The organism is Streptomyces sp. N35 (genome assembly GCF_016464295.1).
GTDB lineage: Bacteria > Actinomycetota > Actinomycetes > Streptomycetales > Streptomycetaceae > Streptomyces.
On the sequence record NZ_JAEIMH010000028.1, the window covers coordinates 55,896 to 73,798 of the forward strand.

Sequence of the window (17,903 nt, forward strand, 5' to 3'; positions counted from 1 at the left end):
GAGATATGCCGTGGCGATCCGCGTCCTGCTGGTCGACGACCAGCCGCTGCTGCGCACCGGGTTCCGGATGATTCTGGAGGCCGAGCAGGATCTCGCGGTCGTCGGCGAGGCCGGGGACGGTCTGCAGGCGCTCGACCAGGTGCGTGCGCTGCAGCCCGATGTCGTGCTCATGGACATCCGGATGCCGCGGATGGACGGTGTCGAGGCGACCCGGCAGATCACCGGGCCCGAGCGGGACGGCCCGGCGAAGGTCCTCGTGCTCACGACGTTCGATCTGGACGAGTACGTGGTGGAGGCGCTGAAGGCGGGCGCGAGCGGCTTTCTGCTCAAGGACGCGCCCGCCCATGAGCTGGTGCAGGCGATCCGGGTGGTCGCGGCCGGCGAGGCGATGCTCGCGCCGAGCATCACGCGCAGGCTGCTCGACAAGTACGCGGATCACCTGCCGTCCGGCGAGGAGCCCGTGCCGGACACGCTGAACACGCTGACCGAGCGTGAGGTCGAGGTGCTCAAGCTGGTGGCGCGCGGTCTGTCGAACGCCGAGATCGCCGCCGACCTGTTCGTGAGCGAGACCACCGTGAAGACCCACGTCGGCCATGTGCTGACCAAGCTGGGGCTCAGGGACCGCGTACAGGCCGCCGTGTACGCGTACGAGAGCGGTCTCGTACGGCCGGGTGCGCAGTAGCCGCACCCGCGGAACAGCGGTAACCGCACCCTCGGAACAGCAGTAGCCGCACCTGCGGAACAACGCAGTGAGGGGCGCCCCCGCTCGGGGCGGGCCCCCCCGCTGTGCCCCGGCGGGCGGCCCCTCTTCACCTCCCCGAAGCGGAAGACCGTCGAGGCGTCCAGGCACCACTCCACGCCGGAGATCTCCTCGCCGACGACGGCGTACTGCTTGCCCTGCCACAGCGGGATGATCGGGAGCTCCTCGGCGACGATGTCCTGCAGCCGGTGGAACTGGTCCTGGGTACCGGAGCGATCGGTCTGCGCGGCCGTACCGGGGACGATCTCGCCGGTGATCGTCTCGTTGGTGTAGTCGTTCATCAGGACGTTGTCCTTGCCGAAGAACGGCTGGGTGAAGTTCTCCGGGTCCGGGTAGTCCGGGACCCAGCCCTTCACGTAGAAGCCGTACTTGCCGGCCTCGACGTCCTTCTCGTACTGGTCGAAGGGCACCGACTTCACGTCGGCCTCGAACAGGCCGCTGGCGTTGAGCTGCTCGGCGATCGCCTTGAACTCCTCGACGGTGGCCGGACCGTAACGCGAGGGCGTGGCCCACAGCGTGAGCTTCACCTTGCCGGTGATGCCCTCTTCGCGCAGCGCCTGGGCCGCCTTGTCGGGCTGCGGACGGCCGCCGTAGGTGTCGAAGAACGCCGTGTTGTGGGCTTCGATGCCCGCCGGGATGATCGAGTACAGCGCCGAGGCGGTCTGGTCGTGCACCTCGGAGACCAGCTTCTCGCGGTCGATCAGATACGCGAGTGCCTTGCGCACACCGAGCTTTCCGACGACCGGATCGTTCATGTTGAGGACGATGTGCTGGACCTCGGCACTGGTGCCCTCGATGACCTCGGCCTTCGCCTCGGCGTCGGTGCTGCTTTCGAGATCGGCGATGTCGCCGGCCGACAGGCCTCGGTAGGCGATGTCGATGTCGCCGGCGAGCATCGCCTGCTTCAGCTTCTTGCGGTCGTCGTGGAAGAAGCGCAGCGTCACACCGGAGTTGTGGGTCTCGGCGCTGCCCTTGTACGAGCCGTTCACCTTGAACACGGCCTCGCTCTCGCCATACGAGTCGAGGGTGTAGGCACCCGAGCCGAAGGCCTTGCCGTCCTTGCGGAGCTTGTCGGCGGGGTACTCGCGGTGGTCGACGATCGAGCCGGCGCCGGAGGCGATCTTGCTGGGGAAGGTCGCGTCGGGGACCTTGAGGTGGAACACGACCGTCTTGGCGTCGGGGGTCGTGACCTTGCCGAGCGAGCTGAACATGACGGCGGGGCCGTCCGGGTCGTCGATGTTCAGCGTCCGGTCGAAGGAGTACTTGACGTCCTTCGAGGTCAGCTCGTTGCCGTTGCTGAACTTCAGACCGTCGCGCAGCGTGCAGGTCAGTTCCTTGGTCGCGGAGTCCGTGAACGTGCAGGACTCGGCGGCCTCCGGCTCCGGCTCCGTACCACCCTTGGGGAATGCGAGCAGCGACTGGAAGACGTTGTTGAACAGCAGCCAGGAACCCGGGTCGTAACCGGACGCCGGGTCCGTGGCGAGGACGTCGTCGGACATGCCGACCACGATCTCGCCGTCTTCGCCGCCGCTGGAGCCTTGCTCCGAACCGCAGCCGCTCAGCAGGCCCGCGGCGAGTCCGGCCGCGAGGATCGGCGCAGGCCAGGACTTACGTATGTTCACTGGTGGTTCCCCGGAGGTGTGTAGAGCCGGGCACGCCCCGAGGGGCGTGCCCGTATGGTCGGCAGGCGGCCGAGCGAGTGCGGGCGTTATTCGCCGATACCGCGCCCGAGCTCCCAGAGCTGCATGTTGGAGGAGGAGTTGAGCACCCACTCCACCCCGGTGATGTCATCGCGGGCGGCGACATAGGTCTTGCCCTGCCACAGCGGGAGCACCGGGACGTCCTCGGCGATGATGTCCTGGATCTGCTTGAGCGAGTCACCGGCGGCGAGCCGGTCGGCTTCCTGGCGGGACTGCGGAATGAGCGTGTTGTTGATCTTGCTGTTCCGGTAAGGCGAGTTGAGGAAGTTGCCCTCGCCGACGAACGGCGCCAGGAAGTTGTCCGCGTCGGGGAAGTCGGGGAACCAGCCCATGCCGTACACCGCGTACTCACCCTTGAGCTCGGCGGACCGGTACTTCTTCCAGGGCGTCCCCTTGATGGTCACATCGAACAGGTCGCTGCTGTTGAGCTGGTCGCGCAGGACCTCGAACTCCTGCTTGGTGACCGCACCGTACTTGTCGGTCGAGTAGTTCAGCGTCAGCTCGACCGGGCTCTTGATGCCCGCCTTGCCGAGCAGTTGGGCTGCCTTCGCCTTGTCGGGCTCGCTGTACTTGTTGAAGAAGGAGTTGGTGTGCCCGGTGATGCCGGTGGGCACCAGGGAGTACAGCGCCTCGGCGGAGGTGCCGTACACCTCGGAGACGATCGCGGCACGGTCGACGAGCTGCGCGATGGCCTGGCGGACGGCCTTCTCCTTGGCCACCGGGGCATCGGTGTCGAAGCCGAGGTAGCGGATTTCGAGGCCTGGCATCTCGACGAGTTCGACGCCATCGACGCCGCCGGCCGAGAACTCCTTGATCTGCGCGGGCTCGACGGTGCGGCCCATCACGTCGATGTCGCCGCTCTTGAGCGCGGTGCTCATCTGGGAGGCCTGGGCGAAGGTCCGCATCTCGAGCTTGTCGCTGTTCACCTTCAGCGAGCCCTTGTAGTTCGGGTTCTTGGTGAAGACAGCCTTGACGACTTCCTCGCCACCGTCGACCTTCTTGGTCTCGGTCTCGAGGGTGTACGGGCCCGAGCTGTCGACCTGGAAGCCGTTGCGGAGCTTCTTCGCACCGTAGGTCTCGGCGTCGATGATGCCGGCGGCGGGCGTGGCGAGCTTGTGCGGGAACGTGGCGTCCGAGGCCTTGAGGTGGAAGACCACCTTGTCGTCGCTCACGGCCTCGACGGTGTCGATGCCCGCGAGCAGCCCGGAGACTCCGCTGTTCTGCGCCTCCGGGAGGCTTTCACCGAGCGCGCGGGTGCGCTCCACGGAGAACTTGACGTCCTCGGCGGTCAGCGCGTTGCCGTTGGCGAACTTCATGTCGCCGCGCAGGGTGCACTCGTACCGCTTGTTGATGTTGTCGCTGAACCGGCAGCTCTCGGCGGCCTCGGGTTCGGGCTCGCCGCCGCCGCGCGGGGCGATCATCAGCGTCTGCACGGTCTGGCGCAGCACGTTCCAGGAGCCGGCGTCATACGCGTACGCGGGGTCGAACGGCGCGGGGGCGTCGGAGGTGGCGGCGAACGCGTCAGTGGTACCGATGACGATCGCATCGTCGCTGTCGCCGCCACCGTCACTGCCGCCGCAAGCGGCGAGGACAGGGGCGAGCAGGCCGATGGCGACCGGCAGCACCAGTGTCTTGCGGTTCATGCGCGAAGTACTCCAACGATCGATCCCAAGGCGCCTGCGCCAAGGGGTGGGTGCGCAGGGCATGGAGGTAATGACGGTGTTCTCAGTGGTCCCGACTGGGTTCTCGCGAAGACATTAGTCCGCGGGGTCAGCTCGGTTGCAGTGACCCGGAGTTGGGCGTAATCACACAGCGGGAGCGGATGCGGACACACCGAAATCCGGGGTACGGAATGTTTCGTGCACCGGCCCATCAATCGGGACACAACGTCAGGACGAGGCCGCCGCCTACGCGGGTCGCAGCACAGGCGCGACCCCCTGTCGACGGGCCTCGACGTGATAAACATCACTCCGCCAACTCGATTGCCGGGGAAGGGAATTAGCGGTTCCCGGGTCACGGAAAAGGCACGGGCCAATGCGCTGCGTTTCCCGCGCATTCGCCGCTGCACGCTCGGTGAACGACCGGTGCATTCCCGTAATCGGCGGATGCCGGGTTTTCGGCCGGTGGCCGGGAACCGTCAATCGACCGGTGGCTGATCAATGCCCGCGGGATCAGAGACGGATCAATGCCCGCAGGAAGGGAAGGTCGACTTCTTCGAGCGAGGAGACGACCGTACGGCCGGGGCTGGGAGCGATCGGCGCGACCGAGGGGACCGCGACGACCTGGCAGCCGGCGGCCTCCGCCGCGGCGACGCCCGTGGCGGTGTCCTCGACCACGGCGCAGCGGGCGGGGTCCGCGCCGAGTCTGGCGGCCGCGTGGAGGTACGGGTCGGGGTGCGGCTTGGTGCGCTGCACTTCGTCGCCGGCCACGGTCAGCGCGAAGTGGTGCGCGCCGAGCGATTCGAGTACGCGGTCGATGATGCGGCGGTGCGAGGCCGAGACGAGGGCCGTGGGCACCTCGTGCGCGGAGAGCTCCGCGAGCAGCCGGGCGGCGCCGGGCATCAGCGGCAGGGCGCGGCTGATGCGGTCCTCGAACGCGTCGTTGAGCAGCACGGTCAGCTCGGGCAGCGTGATGTCGGCGCCGGTGGCCTCGATGAGGAACCCGGCACTGCGGCTCATGGGCCCGCCCACGACCACGTCGCGCCAGGAGTCGTCGAGGGCATGGCCGAGCTTCGCGAACGCCTCGACTTCGGCGTCCCACCAGAAGCCCTCGGTGTCCACGAGAGTGCCGTCCATGTCGAGCAGCACGGCCTGCAGGTTGTCGCTTTGAGCCGTACGAGTGCCGACTGCGGGGACCGTACTGGTCATTCGGTCACACCTCCGTAAGGGACGAGAAGGCCGGTCGCCTTGACCCGCGGGATTTTCCGCTGGTGAAGGCGACCGGCCTGCACTGGACCGACCAGTGTACGTCCCGTCCGCGCGAAGCGCGCGGGAGATCTGCGCGGGGCTTGCCGGGTACCCCGGACGCCCTAGCGGGCGTTGAAGTACTTGGCTTCCGGGTGGTGGATGACGATGGCGTCCGTGGACTGCTCGGGGTGGAGCTGGAACTCCTCGCTGAGGTGCACGCCGATCCGCTCGGGCTCGAGGAGCCGGGCGATCTTCGCGCGGTCCTCGAGGTCAGGGCAGGCCCCGTAGCCGAGCGAGAAGCGGGCGCCCCGGTACTTCAGGGCGAACATGTCCTCCATCGCCGAGGGGTCCTCGCCCGAGAAGCCGAGCTCGGAGCGGACCCGCGCGTGCCAGTACTCGGCGAGCGCCTCCGCCAACTGCACGGACAGGCCGTGCAGTTCGAGGTAGTCGCGGTAGGAGTTGGACTCGAAGAGCTCGGCCGTGGCCTCGCCGATCCTCGAGCCGACCGTGACCACCTGCAGGCCCACGACATCGATCTCGCCGGAGTCCTCGGGGCGGAAGAAGTCCGCGAGGCACAGACGGCGGCCGCGGCGCTGGCGCGGGAAGGTGAAGCGGGTGCGCTCGTTGCCCTGCTCGTCGAGGAGGATCAGGTCCTCGCCCTTGGAGACACAGGGGAAGTAGCCGTACACGACGGCCGCTTCGAGCAGGTTCTTGGTGTGCAGCTCGTCCAGCCAGCCGCGCAGCCGCGGCCGGCCCTCGGTCTCGACGAGCTCCTCGTACGTGGGTCCGTCGCCCTTGCGGTTCTGCTTGAGGCCCCACTGCCCCTTGAACAGCGCGCCCTCGTCCAGCCAGGAGGCGTACTCCTTGAGCTGGATGCCCTTGATGACGCGGGTGCCCCAGAAGGGCGGCTCCGGCACGGGGTTGTCGACGGCGACGTCGGAGCGGCCCTTCGGCTCCTCCTCCGCGCCCTCGACGACCTGGGTGCCGGTGGCCTTGACCCGGCGCTGCTTGAGTTCGGGAAGGACCGCGCCCGGCACGCCGCGCTTCACGCCGATCAGCGCGTCCATCAGGCGCAGGCCCTCGAACGCGTCCCGTGCGTAGCGGACTTCGCCCTCGTAGATCTCGTGCAGGTCCTGTTCCACGTACGCACGGGTGAGGGCGGCGCCACCGAGGATGACGGGGAACTTGGCGGCGAGCTTGCGGGAGTTGAGCTCCTGCAGGTTCTCCTTCATGATCACCGTCGACTTCACGAGGAGACCGGACATGCCGATGACGTCCGCCCTGTGCTCCTCGGCTGCGTCCAGGATCGCGGAGACGGGCTGCTTGATGCCGAGGTTGACGACGTTGTAGCCGTTGTTGGACAGGATGATGTCGACGAGGTTCTTGCCGATGTCGTGGACGTCGCCGCGGACGGTGGCGAGGACGATGGTGCCCTTGCCGTCGTCGTCCGTCTTCTCCATGTGCGGTTCGAGGTAGGCCACCGCGGTCTTCATGACCTCGGCGGACTGCAGCACGAAGGGCAGCTGCATCTGGCCCGAGCCGAACAGCTCGCCGACCACCTTCATGCCCGCGAGCAGCGTGTTGTTGACGATGTCGAGCGCGGGGGTGTCGGCGAGCGCCTCGTCGAGATCGCCTTCGAGGCCCTTCTTCTCGCCGTCGATGATCCGCCGCTGCAGCCGCTCATCGAGCGGAAGGGCGAGCAGTTCCTCGGCCTTGCCGGCCTTCAGTGACTTGGTGGTGGCGCCCTCGAAGAGCTCCATCAGCTTCTGCAGCGGGTCGTAACCCTCTTCGCGGCGGTCGTAGATCAGGTCGCGCGCGACCTTGACCTGCTCCTCCTCGAAGCGCGCGATCGGCAGGATCTTCGAGGCGTGCACGATCGCCGAGTCGAGGCCCGCCTTGACGCACTCGTCGAGGAAGACGGAGTTCAGGAGGATACGGGCAGCCGGGTTGAGGCCGAAGGAGATGTTCGACAGACCCAGCGTGGTCTGGACGTCCGGGTGGCGCCGCTTGAGTTCACGGATCGCCTCGATGGTGGCGACGCCGTCCTTGCGGGACTCCTCCTGACCCGTACAGATCGTGAAGGTCAGCATGTCGATCAGGATGTCGGACTCGAGGATCCCGTAATTGCCGGTCAGATCGTCGATGATCCGCTCGGCGATGGCCACCTTGTTCTCGACGGTACGGGCCTGGCCCTCCTCGTCGATGGTCAGCGCGATCAGCGCGGCGCCGTGCTCCTGCGCCAGCTTGGTGACCTTGGCGAAACGGGACTCGGGCCCGTCACCGTCCTCGTAGTTCACGGAGTTGATGACCGCGCGGCCGCCGAGGTGCTCCAACCCCGCCTGGATCACGTCGACTTCGGTGGAGTCGAGGACGATCGGCAGCGTGGACGCGGTGGCGAATCGCCCCGCCAGCTCGTGCATGTCGGCGACACCGTCGCGTCCCACGTAGTCCACGCACAGGTCGAGCATGTGGGCGCCCTCGCGGATCTGGTCGCGGGCCATCTCCACACAGTCGTCCCAGCGGCCTTCGAGCATGGCCTCGCGGAACTTCTTCGAGCCGTTGGCGTTGGTGCGCTCGCCGATCGCCATGTACGAGACGTCCTGGCGGAACGGCACCGTCTGGTAGAGCGAGGAGGCACCCGGCTCGGGCTGCGGGTTGCGCTCGGCAGGCGTCATGTCCCGTACGCGCTCGACCACATGGCGCAGGTGCTCGGGCGTGGAGCCGCAGCAGCCGCCGACCAGCTGGAGGCCGAAGTCGTTGACGAAGGTCTCCTGCGCGTCCGCCATCTCCGGCGGGGTCAGCGGGAAGTACGCGCCGTCCTTGGTCAGGATCGGCAGACCGGCGTTCGGCATGCACATCAGCGGCGTGCGCGAGTGGCGGGCCAGATAGCGCAGGTGCTCGCTCATCTCGGCAGGCCCGGTCGAGCAGTTGAGGCCGATCAGGTCGATGCCGAGCGGCTCCAGGGCGGTCAGCGCGGCACCGATCTCGGAGCCGAGCAGCATCACACCGGTGGTCTCGAAGGCCAGCGAACAGATGAGGGGGACGTCGATGCCGAGCGCGTCCATCGCCCGACGGGCGCCGATCAGTCCGGCCTTGGTCTGCAGCAGGTCCTGCGTGGTCTCCACGATCAGGGCGTCCGCGCCACCGGCGAGCAGACCTTCGGAGTTCTGCTGGTAGCCGTCGCGGATCGAGTGGTACGTGGTGTGGCCGAGCGTCGGCAGCTTGGTACCGGGACCCACCGAGCCGAGCACCCAGCGCTGCCGGCCGTCCTTGGCGGCGAACTCGTCGGCGACCTCACGGGCGATCCGGGCGCCCGCCTCGGAGAGCTCGAAGATCCGGTCGGCGATCTCGTACTCGCTGGCGGCCGTGGCGTTGGCGCCGAAGGTGTTGGTCTCCACGCAGTCGACACCGACGGCGAAGTACTCCTCATGCACCGAGCGCACGATGTCGGGGCGCGTGATGTTGAGGATCTCGTTGCAGCCCTCGAGCTGCTGGAAGTCCTCAAGGGTCGGATCCTGCGCCTGGAGCATGGTCCCCATCGCCCCGTCGGCCACCACGACTCGGGTGGCGAGCGCTTCCCTGAGGGCTGCGATGCGGGCGGCTTGTCCCTGCGGGGTGCCTGCGGACGTGATGGGCGTCGGCTGCGAGGCCATGGATCTGCTCCCTGGAGTGCGACGGCTGTCGGCTTTACGTCCTCCCGGCGGAGGGCGCACCCGGTCAGGGTAGCCGGGACCAAGGTCCCGGGGTGAGGGGCGTCCCAGGGGACGGACGACGGGGCGGGGGCCTGGGTCGCACAGGCGTGCGCCACTATGTCGGCCGGATACCGAAATCTGCGGGGCTGGACATGAGGACAAGGTCGACAACGGCCGATAGTGTTCAGCATTGTCGAACGACCAGGAGGCTTTAGGCGATGGCGAAGAACATCCAGTCGCTCGAGCGTGCCGCCGCGATGCTGCGGCTGCTCGCCGGCGGCGAGCGGCGCCTCGGCCTCTCCGACATCGCCTCCTCGCTGGGTCTCGCCAAGGGCACCGCGCACGGCATCCTGCGCACGCTGCAGGCCGAGGGTTTCGTCGAGCAGGACGCCCCGTCCGGCCGCTATCAGCTGGGCGCCGAGCTGCTGCGCCTGGGCAACAGCTATCTCGACATCCACGAGCTGCGCGCCCGCGCCCTGGTGTGGACCGACGACCTGGCACGCTCCAGCGGCGAAAGCGTCTACCTGGGCGTCCTGCACCAGCAGGGCGTCCTGATCGTGCACCACGTCTTCCGACCCGACGAGTCACGTCAGGTGCTCGAGGTCGGGGCGATGCACCCGCTGCACTCGACCGCACTCGGCAAGGTGCTCTCCGCCTACGACCCGGTGGCGCACAGCGAGGTCGTGGAGGTGGAGCGCAAGGAGTTCACACCCCGCACGATCACCGGTCTTGACGACTTCGAGTCGGTGCTCGATCTGACCCGCGCGCGCGGGTGGGCCGCCGATGTCGAGGAGACCTGGGACGGTGTGGCCTCGGTGGCCGCGCCCATCCACGACCGGCGGCGGATGCCGGTCGGCGCGGTCGGCATCACGGGCGCCGTCGAGCGGGTCTGCGAGGGCGGCGAGCTGCGCAACGAGCTGATCGCGGCGGTACGGGACTGTGCCCGCGCGGTGTCGCGGGATCTCGGCGCGGGCAGGTTCTGAGCACCCTCACGCTCACCTCCCGCAACCGCACCCCCACAGATCCGTCACCACCCTCGCGTAACGATCGCAATTCCCCTCACACAAGTCTTGACGTCAAGCGAACACGGGAACAAGACTTCCGTTCATCGGTCGGCATTGTCGAACAGCTACCGGCAATACGGGGTAGGGTGTGGCAACGCGGATCGAGCACCGCAACCAGCTACCCGGCTCTGCCCGGTAGTCACCTGGACGAAGGACAAAGGAGTCGCGGGTGTCCAGCTCGGATATCTTCATCGGCGAGACCATCGGTACCGCCGTGCTCATCCTGCTCGGCGGCGGTGTCTGTGCCGCCGTCACGCTCAAGCACTCGAAGGCCCGCAACGCCGGATGGCTCGCCATCACCTTCGGCTGGGGCTTCGCGGTGCTGACCGGCGCGTATCTCGCGGGCGGCGTCTCGGGCGCCCACCTCAACCCGGCCGTCACGATCGGCCTGGCGATAGAGGGCGGCACCGAGTGGGGCGACGTTCCCCTCTACCTCTTCTCGCAGTTGATCGGCGCCATGATCGGCGCGGTCCTGGTGTGGGTCACGTACTACGGACAGTTCCAGGCCCATCTGACCCACCGCGAGATCGTCGGCGGTCCCGGCGCGCAGGACTCCGTCAAGGCCGTCTCCAAGGACGCGCCCGGCCCGGTCCTCGGCATCTTCTCCACCGGCCCGGAGATCCGTAACGTCGCGCAGAACCTGGCCACGGAGATCATCGCCACGGTCGTCCTGGTCCTCGCGATCCTCACTCAGGGCCTCAACAACGAGGGCAACGGCCTCGGGGTGCTCGGCGCCCTGATCACCTCGCTCGTCGTGGTCGGCATCGGTCTCTCGCTCGGCGGTCCCACCGGGTACGCCATCAACCCGGTCCGCGACCTCGGTCCGCGTATCGTCCATGCGCTCCTTCCGCTGCCCAACAAGGGCGGTTCGGACTGGTCCTACGCCTGGATCCCGGTCGTAGGACCGATCATCGGCGGTGTGATCGCGGGCGGCCTCTACAAGCTCGCCTTCGCCTGACCGACCCCTTCGAGGACGCAAGAGCCGCCGTACACAGACTTCTTGGAGCACCAGAAATGACCGACGCACACACCGCAGGGACTTCCTCCCACGGCGCAGGGCCGTTCATCGCGGCCATCGACCAGGGCACGACCTCGAGCCGCTGCATCGTCTTCGACACGGACGGCCGGATCGTCTCCGTCGACCAGCGCGAGCACGAGCAGATCTTCCCCAAGCCCGGCTGGGTCGAGCACGACGCCAAGGAGATCTGGGCGAACGTCGAGTCCGTGGTCGCGGGCGCCATCTCGAAGGCGGGCATCACCTCCGCCGACGTGAAGGCGATCGGCATCACCAACCAGCGTGAGACCACGCTGATGTGGGACAAGAACACCGGTGAGCCGGTGCACAACGCGATCGTGTGGCAGGACACCCGCACCGACGCGCTGTGCAAGGAGCTCGGCCGCAACGTCGGTCAGGACCGTTTCCGCCGCGAGACCGGTCTGCCGCTCGCGTCGTACTTCTCGGGTCCGAAGGTCCGCTGGCTGCTGGACAACGTCGAGGGCCTGCGCGAGCGCGCCGAGGCCGGCGACATCCTCTTCGGCACGATGGACTCCTGGGTCATCTGGAACCTGACCGGCGGCGTGGACGGCGGCGTGCACGTCACGGACGTCACCAACGCCTCGCGCACCATGCTGATGAACCTGCACGAGATGGCCTGGGACGAGCGCATCCTGCACTCCATGGGCATCCCGGCCGCCGTGCTGCCCGAGATCCGCTCCTCCGCCGAGGTGTACGGGCACGCCAAGGCGGGCGTGCTCGCGGGTGTGCCGGTCGCCTCGGCGCTCGGTGACCAGCAGGCGGCGCTGTTCGGCCAGACCTGCTTCGCCGAGGGCGAGGCCAAGTCCACGTACGGCACCGGCACCTTCATGCTGATGAACACCGGTGAGACGCCGGTCAACTCGTACAACGGACTGCTCACCACAGTCGGTTACCGGATCGGCGACCAGAAGCCGGTCTACGCCCTGGAAGGCTCCATCGCCGTCACCGGTTCGCTGGTGCAGTGGATGCGCGACCAGATGGGTCTGATCAACTCGGCCGCCGAGATCGAGACCCTCGCCTCGTCCGTCGAGGACAACGGTGGCGCGTACTTCGTGCCGGCCTTCTCCGGTCTGTTCGCCCCGTACTGGCGCTCCGACGCCCGCGGCGTGATCGCCGGTCTCACGCGGTACGTGACGAAGGCGCACATCGCGCGCGCCGTCCTGGAAGCCACCGCCTGGCAGACCCGCGAGATCACCGACGCCATGACGAAGGACTCCGGTGTCGAGCTGAGCGCGCTCAAGGTCGACGGCGGCATGACCTCCAACAACCTGCTGATGCAGACCCTTTCGGACTTCCTGGACGCGCCCGTGGTGCGTCCGATGGTGGCCGAGACGACCTGCCTCGGTGCCGCCTACGCCGCCGGTCTCGCCGTCGGCTACTGGCCGGACACCGACGCGCTGCGGGCCAACTGGCGCCGCGCCGCGGAATGGACCCCCCGCATGCCGGCGGAGCAGCGGGACCGCGAGTACAAGAGCTGGCTCAAGGCCGTGGAGCGGACCATGGGCTGGGTCGAGGATTCCGACGAGGCCTGACAGGCCGGGAAACACAGAGGCCTGACGGGCCTTACTGGATGGCGTCGGCCGGTCACTTCAACCGGTCGGCGCCGACGAGGAGTTGACCATGAGCACCACCCTGCAGAGCCTCCCTTCGCTCGGGACGCACGCGGCCTCGGGCATCAATCCCGGGCGCGCCGAAACCCGTGAGCAGCTGAGCCGTGCCTCGTACGACCTGTTGGTCATCGGCGGCGGGATCCTGGGCATTTCCACTGCGTGGCATGCCGCGCAGTCCGGGCTGCGGGTGGCGCTCGTGGACGCCGGCGACTTCGCCGGCGCCACCTCCTCGGCCTCCTCCAAGCTGCTCCACGGCGGGCTGCGCTATCTGCAGACCGGCGCGGTGAAGCTGGTCGCCGAGAACCACTTCGAGCGGCGTGCGGTGTCCCGTCAGGTGGCGCCGCACCTCGCCAACCCGCTGACCTTCTATCTGCCCGTCTACAAGGGCGGTCCGCACGGTGCGGCGAAGCTGGGCGCGGGTGTGTTCGCGTACAGCGCGCTCTCCGCGTTCGGCGACGGTGTAGGGCATCTGCTGAGCCCGTCGAAGGCCGCGCAGGACGTACCGGAGCTGCGGACCGAGAACCTCAAGGCCGTGGCCGTGTACGGCGACGACCAGATGAACGACGCGCGGATGGCGCTGATGACGGTCCGCGCGGCCGTCGACTCGGGTGCCGTGGTGCTCAACCACGCCGAGGTGACCGGGCTGCGCTTCACGCGCGGCCGGGTCACGGGCGCCGAGCTCAAGGACCGCCTGGACGGTACGGAGTTCGGGGTCGACGCCCGGCTCGTGCTCAATGCGACCGGCCCCTGGGTCGACCACCTGCGCACGCTGGAGGACCCGAACGCGGCGCCCTCGATCCGGCTCTCCAAGGGCGCGCACCTGGTCCTCAAGCGCACCTCGCCGTGGAAGGCCGCGCTCGCGACCCCGATCGACAAGTACCGCATCACCTTCGCCCTGCCGTGGGAGGACATGCTGCTCCTCGGCACCACGGACGAGGTGTACGAGGGCGATCCGCGCGAAGTGTCCGTCACGGAACAGGACACCAAGCAGATCCTGGACGAGGCCGCGTTCTCCATCCGCGACCAGCAGCTGTCGCGCGACCTGATCACGTACTCCTTCGCGGGTCTGCGCGTGCTGCCCGGCGGCCCGGGCGACACCGCGAAGGCCAAGCGCGAGACGGTCGTGACCGAGGGCAAGGGCGGCATGCTGTCGGTGGCCGGCGGCAAGTGGACGACGTTCCGGCACATCGGCCGCACCGTGATGAACAAGCTGGCGCAGCTGCCCGGCCACCCGCTCGGCGAGGACCTGGAGCCGGTCGGCCGGCTGCCCAAGAAGCTGCCGCTGCCGGGGATCGCCAACCCGCGCGCGGTCGCCCACCGCCTGCTCGTCGACGGTCCGGCGCCCGGCCCGCGGATGGCCGCCGACACGGCGCGCCACCTCGCCACGCACTACGGCTCGCTGGCCTTCGACATCGCGCGCCTCGCCAACGAGAGCCCGGAGCTCGCACAGCGGATCCACCCGGACGCCCCGGAGATCTGGGCCCAGGTCGTCTACGCCCGCGATCACGAGTGGGCCGAGACGGCGGACGACGTGCTGCGCCGCCGTACGACGCTGACGATCCGCGGTCTCGCCTCCGACGAGGTGCGGGGCAAGGTCCAGGGGCTGCTCGACGCCAAGTAGGACCGAGCGGCCCCGGAACACGGGGGAATCGGGGGATGTGAGGGGCGGTCGCCGCGGCGGCCGTCCCTCACACCTGCATGTCCGGTGGTCACGGAGCGCGCGAGCGGCCCTACGTACCGTCATGGCAAGCGCTTCATCTGCGAGAACGCCTTCCCCGGCGGCTCGGCGCCCCCATAATGGCCGGATACATCGGAGGTATCAGGGAGGGCGCCATGGCTGTCACCGACGAGGCCATCGAGAAGATCAAGGGAATGATCGTCTCCGGGGCACTGCGCCCCGGCGACCGCCTCCCCAAGGAAAGCGAGCTCGCCGCCGAGCTCGGCCTGTCCCGCAACTCGCTGCGCGAGGCCGTACGGGCGCTGTCGCTGATCCGGATCCTCGACGTCCGCCAGGGCGACGGTACGTATGTCACCAGCCTGGACCCGCAGCTGCTGCTCGAAGCGCTCAGCTTCGTCGTGGACTTCCACCGCGACGACACGGTCCTGGAGTTCCTCGCGGTCCGCCGGATCCTGGAGCCGGCCGCGACCGCGATGGCCAGCGCCCTGATCGACGACGATCAACTGGAAGCGCTCAGCGCCCAGTTGGACGCGCTGGGCCCGGCGCCCTCGGTGGAGGAACTTGTCGCGTGCGACCTCGAGTTCCACCGGGGCATCGTGCAGGCCTCCGGCAACTCGGTGCTCTGCTCGCTGCTCGACGGCCTGTCCGGGCCCACGACCCGGGCCCGGGTCTGGCGCGGGCTGACCCAGGAGGACGCGGTCAGCCGCACGCTGCACGAGCACCGGATGATCCTGGGCTCGCTGCGGGACCGTGACGCGGAGGCCGCCCGTTCCTGGGCGACCGTCCACATCGCGAGCGTGGAGCAGTGGCTGCGCACCACACTCTGAGCACCCGCCCGGGCGCGGTCAGTCCTGCTTCTCGCCGCTCGCGAAGCGGGAGATGATCAGGGCGACGATGATGATCGCGCCGTTGAGGAACTGGTTCCACAGCTGGGGCACCCCGCCGAGCGTCATCACATTCACCACGAGCTGCAGGGTCAGCACACCGGTGAGTGCGCCGAACAAGGTGCCCCTGCCGCCCTTGAGGCTGATCCCGCCGATCACGGCGGCCGCGAACACCTGGAAGATCCAGCCGTTGCCCTGATTCGCCGCGACCGAGCCGTAGTGGCCGGTGTAGAGGATGCCGGCAAGGGCGGCGAGGACACCGCCGACGGCGAGCACGATCCAGGTGATCCGGTCGACCCGGATACCGGCCGCGCGCGCGGCTTCGGGGTTGCCGCCGATCGCGTACAGCGAGCGTCCGTGCCGCAGCCACGCGAGCGCGGCGCCGCCGACGGCGAACAGGGCGAGGCAGATCCACACCGAGGCGGGGACACCGATCCAGTCGGCTTTGCCCAGGTACCGGAAGGACTCCGGGACTCCGGTGATGGACTTGCCCTCGGTGATGCCGATCTGCAGACCGCGCAGCATGGTCAGCATGCCGAGGGTCGCGATGAAACCGTTGACGTGCAGCTTCAGCATCATGAAGCCGTTGAACGTGCCGATCAGCGCGCCGACGAGGAGGCAGATCGGTACGGCGGTCCAGACCGGGAACCACTCCAGACCCGCGAACCGCCCGCCTTCTGTGGGCAGGACGAGCCACATCGCGATCACCGGCGCGATGCCGATGGTCGATTCGAGCGAGAGGTCCATCCGGCCGGCGATCAGGATCAGCGCCTGCCCGAGCACGAGCAGCGAGAGCTCGCTCGACTGCTGGACGACGTTGATGAGGTTGTCGGAGGTCAGGAAGACCGGCGAGACGATATAGCCGATCACCATCAGGACCAGGATCACGGGCACGAGCGAGAAGTCGCTCCACCGGATCAGATCCAGCCGACTGCGCGCCCCGCCACCGGACTTGGCCTCGTCGACCTGCACGGGCCGCAAGGTCTCGGTCATGACGTCTGCTCCTTGTTCCCGGCCGTTCCTTCGTGACCGACCTCCGCATCCGCCGAGGTGGTCTCCCCCACGCCCTCCATCGCGGCCACCAGTTCGCGGTCGCTCCACCCGCTGTCGTACGAGGCGACCACCCGCCCGTGGAAAAGCACGAGCACCCGGTCGCAGACCCGCAGATCGTCGAGCTCGTCGGAGACGATCACCGCCGCGCTGCCCTCGCCCGCGACCCGCCGCACCACGCCGAGCAGTGCGTCCTTGGACTTGATGTCCACACCCGCGGTCGGCCGCAGCGCCACCAGGACCTTGGGGTCGCGGGCGAGCGCGCGGGCGACGACGACCTTCTGCTGATTGCCGCCGGACAGGCCGCTCACCAGCTGCTCGGGGCCGCGGGTCTTGATGTCGAGCGAGGCGATCATCCCGCCCGCGAACTCCCTTGTCCGGGACGGCAGTACGGTCCCCCACGGTCCCAGCTGGTCGGCCACGGTGAGCGTGGCGTTCTCGGCGACGCTGCGGCCGAGCACCAGGCCCTGGCGGTGGCGGTCCTCGGGGATGTAGCCGATGCCGGCGTCCAGGGCGTGCGGCACGCTGCCGGTACGGACATCGCGGCCCGCCACGTTCACGGCGCCCGAGGTGGGGCTCCGCATGCCGGCGAGCACCTCGCCCAGCGCGGTGTTGCCGCTGGCCGTCGCGCCCGCGAGTCCGACCACCTCGCCGGCGCGTACGGACAGGTCGATCGGATCGAACTCGCCGTCCAGGGCGAGCCGTTCGGTCCGAAGCACCGTCTCGCCCAGCGCGTGGTCCGAGGCGCCCACGGAGACGGCGTGCCACGAGGAGGCACCGCCCTTGCCCTCCCCCGTCATCGCCTCGACCAGATCCGCCTTGGACAGCTCGGCCACCTGCTCGGTCAGCACATGGCGGGCGTCGCGGTAGACGGTGACGGCGGTGCAGAGGTCGTAGACCTCCTGGAGGTGGTGCGAAATGTAGAGGAACGCCACGCCCTGCGCCTGGAGTTCGCGCAGCTTGGCGTAGAGGCGCTGGATGCCGCGGGCGTCGAGCTGGGCCGTTGGCTCGTCGAGAATGATGAGCTTGGCGCCGAAGGACAGCGCCTTGGCTATCTCCACGAACTGCCGCTGCTCGACCGCGAGATCCTTCGCCCTCGCCGCCGGGTCCACGTCCACTCCGTACGAGGCGAGCAGTTCACGTGCCTTCTGCCGCAGCCGTGACCAGCGGATATAGCGCTCGCCCGGCTCGAAGCGGCCCAGGAAGAGATTCTCGGCGACGGTCAGTTCGGGTACGACCATCGACTTCTGGTAGACGCAGGCGACCTTGGACTGCCAGGCCGCCATGTCGCCGTAATCAGGCGCCGGTTCACCGTGGAAGCGGACGGTGCCCGCGTCCGGCTTGTGCAGCCCGGTCAGTACGTTGACGAGGGTCGACTTTCCCGCGCCGTTGCGCCCGACGAGTGCGTGGGACTCGCCGGGGCGCACGGTCAGGCCGACATCGTCGAGCGCCAGGGTGGGCCCGAAGCGCTTGACGACTCCTTCCGCGTGGACGGCGGGAGGCGGATCCAACTGCTCGGTCAT

The 17,903-nt window shown here is 68.6% G+C and carries 11 protein-coding genes and 1 pseudogene; 6 read left to right on the forward strand and 6 right to left on the reverse strand.

Going from position 1 to position 17,903, the window contains the following annotated elements; translation table 11 throughout:
• The first annotated feature begins 10 nt into the window (after positions 1 to 10).
• Entirely contained in the window at positions 11 to 682 is a 672-nt protein-coding gene (locus JAO81_RS17555; RefSeq protein ID WP_165330877.1) for a response regulator transcription factor, read from the forward strand.
• Positions 683 to 804: 122 nt separating this feature from the next.
• Here JAO81_RS17555 and JAO81_RS17560 read toward each other — a convergent pair.
• From JAO81_RS17560 to metH, 4 genes and pseudogenes are all read right to left on the reverse strand, one after another.
• A pseudogene (locus JAO81_RS17560) lies at positions 805 to 2,382 on the reverse strand (ABC transporter substrate-binding protein); the annotation flags it as partial.
• Positions 2,383 to 2,468: 86 nt separating this feature from the next.
• The gene (locus JAO81_RS17565) at positions 2,469 to 4,103 is read right to left on the reverse strand and encodes an ABC transporter substrate-binding protein (protein WP_199548800.1); all 1,635 of its coding nucleotides are present in this window, start codon (positions 4,101 to 4,103) and stop codon (positions 2,469 to 2,471) included.
• Between the two features lie 528 nt (positions 4,104 to 4,631).
• Positions 4,632 to 5,327, reverse strand: coding sequence for an HAD family phosphatase (locus tag JAO81_RS17570; RefSeq protein WP_199548801.1), 696 nt, complete (start codon positions 5,325 to 5,327; stop codon positions 4,632 to 4,634).
• A gap of 161 nt (positions 5,328 to 5,488) precedes the next feature.
• The gene (metH, locus tag JAO81_RS17575) at positions 5,489 to 9,019 is read right to left on the reverse strand and encodes a methionine synthase (RefSeq protein ID WP_199548802.1); all 3,531 of its coding nucleotides are present in this window, start codon (positions 9,017 to 9,019) and stop codon (positions 5,489 to 5,491) included.
• A gap of 257 nt (positions 9,020 to 9,276) precedes the next feature.
• Here metH and JAO81_RS17580 point away from each other — a divergent pair, with 257 nt between their 5' ends.
• From JAO81_RS17580 to JAO81_RS17600, 5 genes are all read left to right on the forward strand, one after another.
• The gene (locus tag JAO81_RS17580) at positions 9,277 to 10,041 is read left to right on the forward strand and encodes an IclR family transcriptional regulator (protein ID WP_199548803.1); all 765 of its coding nucleotides are present in this window, start codon (positions 9,277 to 9,279) and stop codon (positions 10,039 to 10,041) included.
• A gap of 250 nt (positions 10,042 to 10,291) precedes the next feature.
• Positions 10,292 to 11,080 carry an MIP/aquaporin family protein gene (locus tag JAO81_RS17585; protein ID WP_199548804.1) on the forward strand — a complete coding sequence of 263 codons (789 nt, stop codon included), beginning with the start codon at positions 10,292 to 10,294 and terminating at the stop codon, positions 11,078 to 11,080.
• A 56-nt stretch (positions 11,081 to 11,136) separates the two neighbouring features.
• Entirely contained in the window at positions 11,137 to 12,690 is a 1,554-nt protein-coding gene (glpK, locus tag JAO81_RS17590; RefSeq protein WP_199548805.1) for a glycerol kinase GlpK, read from the forward strand.
• 82 nt (positions 12,691 to 12,772) lie between these two features.
• Positions 12,773 to 14,389: a glycerol-3-phosphate dehydrogenase/oxidase gene (locus JAO81_RS17595; RefSeq protein WP_199548806.1), complete on the forward strand. Its 1,617-nt coding sequence runs from the start codon at positions 12,773 to 12,775 to the stop codon at positions 14,387 to 14,389.
• Between the two features lie 212 nt (positions 14,390 to 14,601).
• The gene (locus JAO81_RS17600; RefSeq protein WP_199548807.1) at positions 14,602 to 15,273 is read left to right on the forward strand and encodes a FadR/GntR family transcriptional regulator; all 672 of its coding nucleotides are present in this window, start codon (positions 14,602 to 14,604) and stop codon (positions 15,271 to 15,273) included.
• Positions 15,274 to 15,291: 18 nt separating this feature from the next.
• Here the strand turns inward: JAO81_RS17600 and JAO81_RS17605 are convergent, their stop codons facing one another.
• A complete protein-coding gene (locus JAO81_RS17605; RefSeq protein WP_199548808.1) occupies positions 15,292 to 16,323 on the reverse strand; it encodes an ABC transporter permease in 1,032 nt (343 codons plus the stop codon).
• Entirely contained in the window at positions 16,320 to 17,903 is a 1,584-nt protein-coding gene (locus tag JAO81_RS17610) for a sugar ABC transporter ATP-binding protein (RefSeq protein ID WP_199548809.1), read from the reverse strand. The genes JAO81_RS17605 and JAO81_RS17610 overlap by 4 nt, the downstream gene beginning before the upstream one ends.

Excerpts from the sequence above, each read along its gene's own strand:
- metH (WP_199548802.1), bottom strand. The coding sequence starts at position 9,019 with ATGGCCTCGCAGCCGACGCCCATCACGTCCGCAGGCACCCCGCAGGGA.
- JAO81_RS17570 (WP_199548801.1), bottom strand. The coding sequence starts at position 5,327 with ATGACCAGTACGGTCCCCGCAGTCGGCACTCGTACGGCTCAAAGCGAC.
- JAO81_RS17580 (WP_199548803.1), top strand. The coding sequence starts at position 9,277 with ATGGCGAAGAACATCCAGTCGCTCGAGCGTGCCGCCGCGATGCTGCGG.
- JAO81_RS17605 (WP_199548808.1), bottom strand. The coding sequence starts at position 16,323 with ATGACCGAGACCTTGCGGCCCGTGCAGGTCGACGAGGCCAAGTCCGGT.
- glpK (WP_199548805.1), top strand. The coding sequence starts at position 11,137 with ATGACCGACGCACACACCGCAGGGACTTCCTCCCACGGCGCAGGGCCG.
- JAO81_RS17600 (WP_199548807.1), top strand. The coding sequence starts at position 14,602 with ATGGCTGTCACCGACGAGGCCATCGAGAAGATCAAGGGAATGATCGTC.
- JAO81_RS17565 (WP_199548800.1), bottom strand. The coding sequence starts at position 4,103 with ATGAACCGCAAGACACTGGTGCTGCCGGTCGCCATCGGCCTGCTCGCC.
- JAO81_RS17610 (WP_199548809.1), bottom strand. The coding sequence starts at position 17,903 with ATGACCGAGCAGTTGGATCCGCCTCCCGCCGTCCACGCGGAAGGAGTC.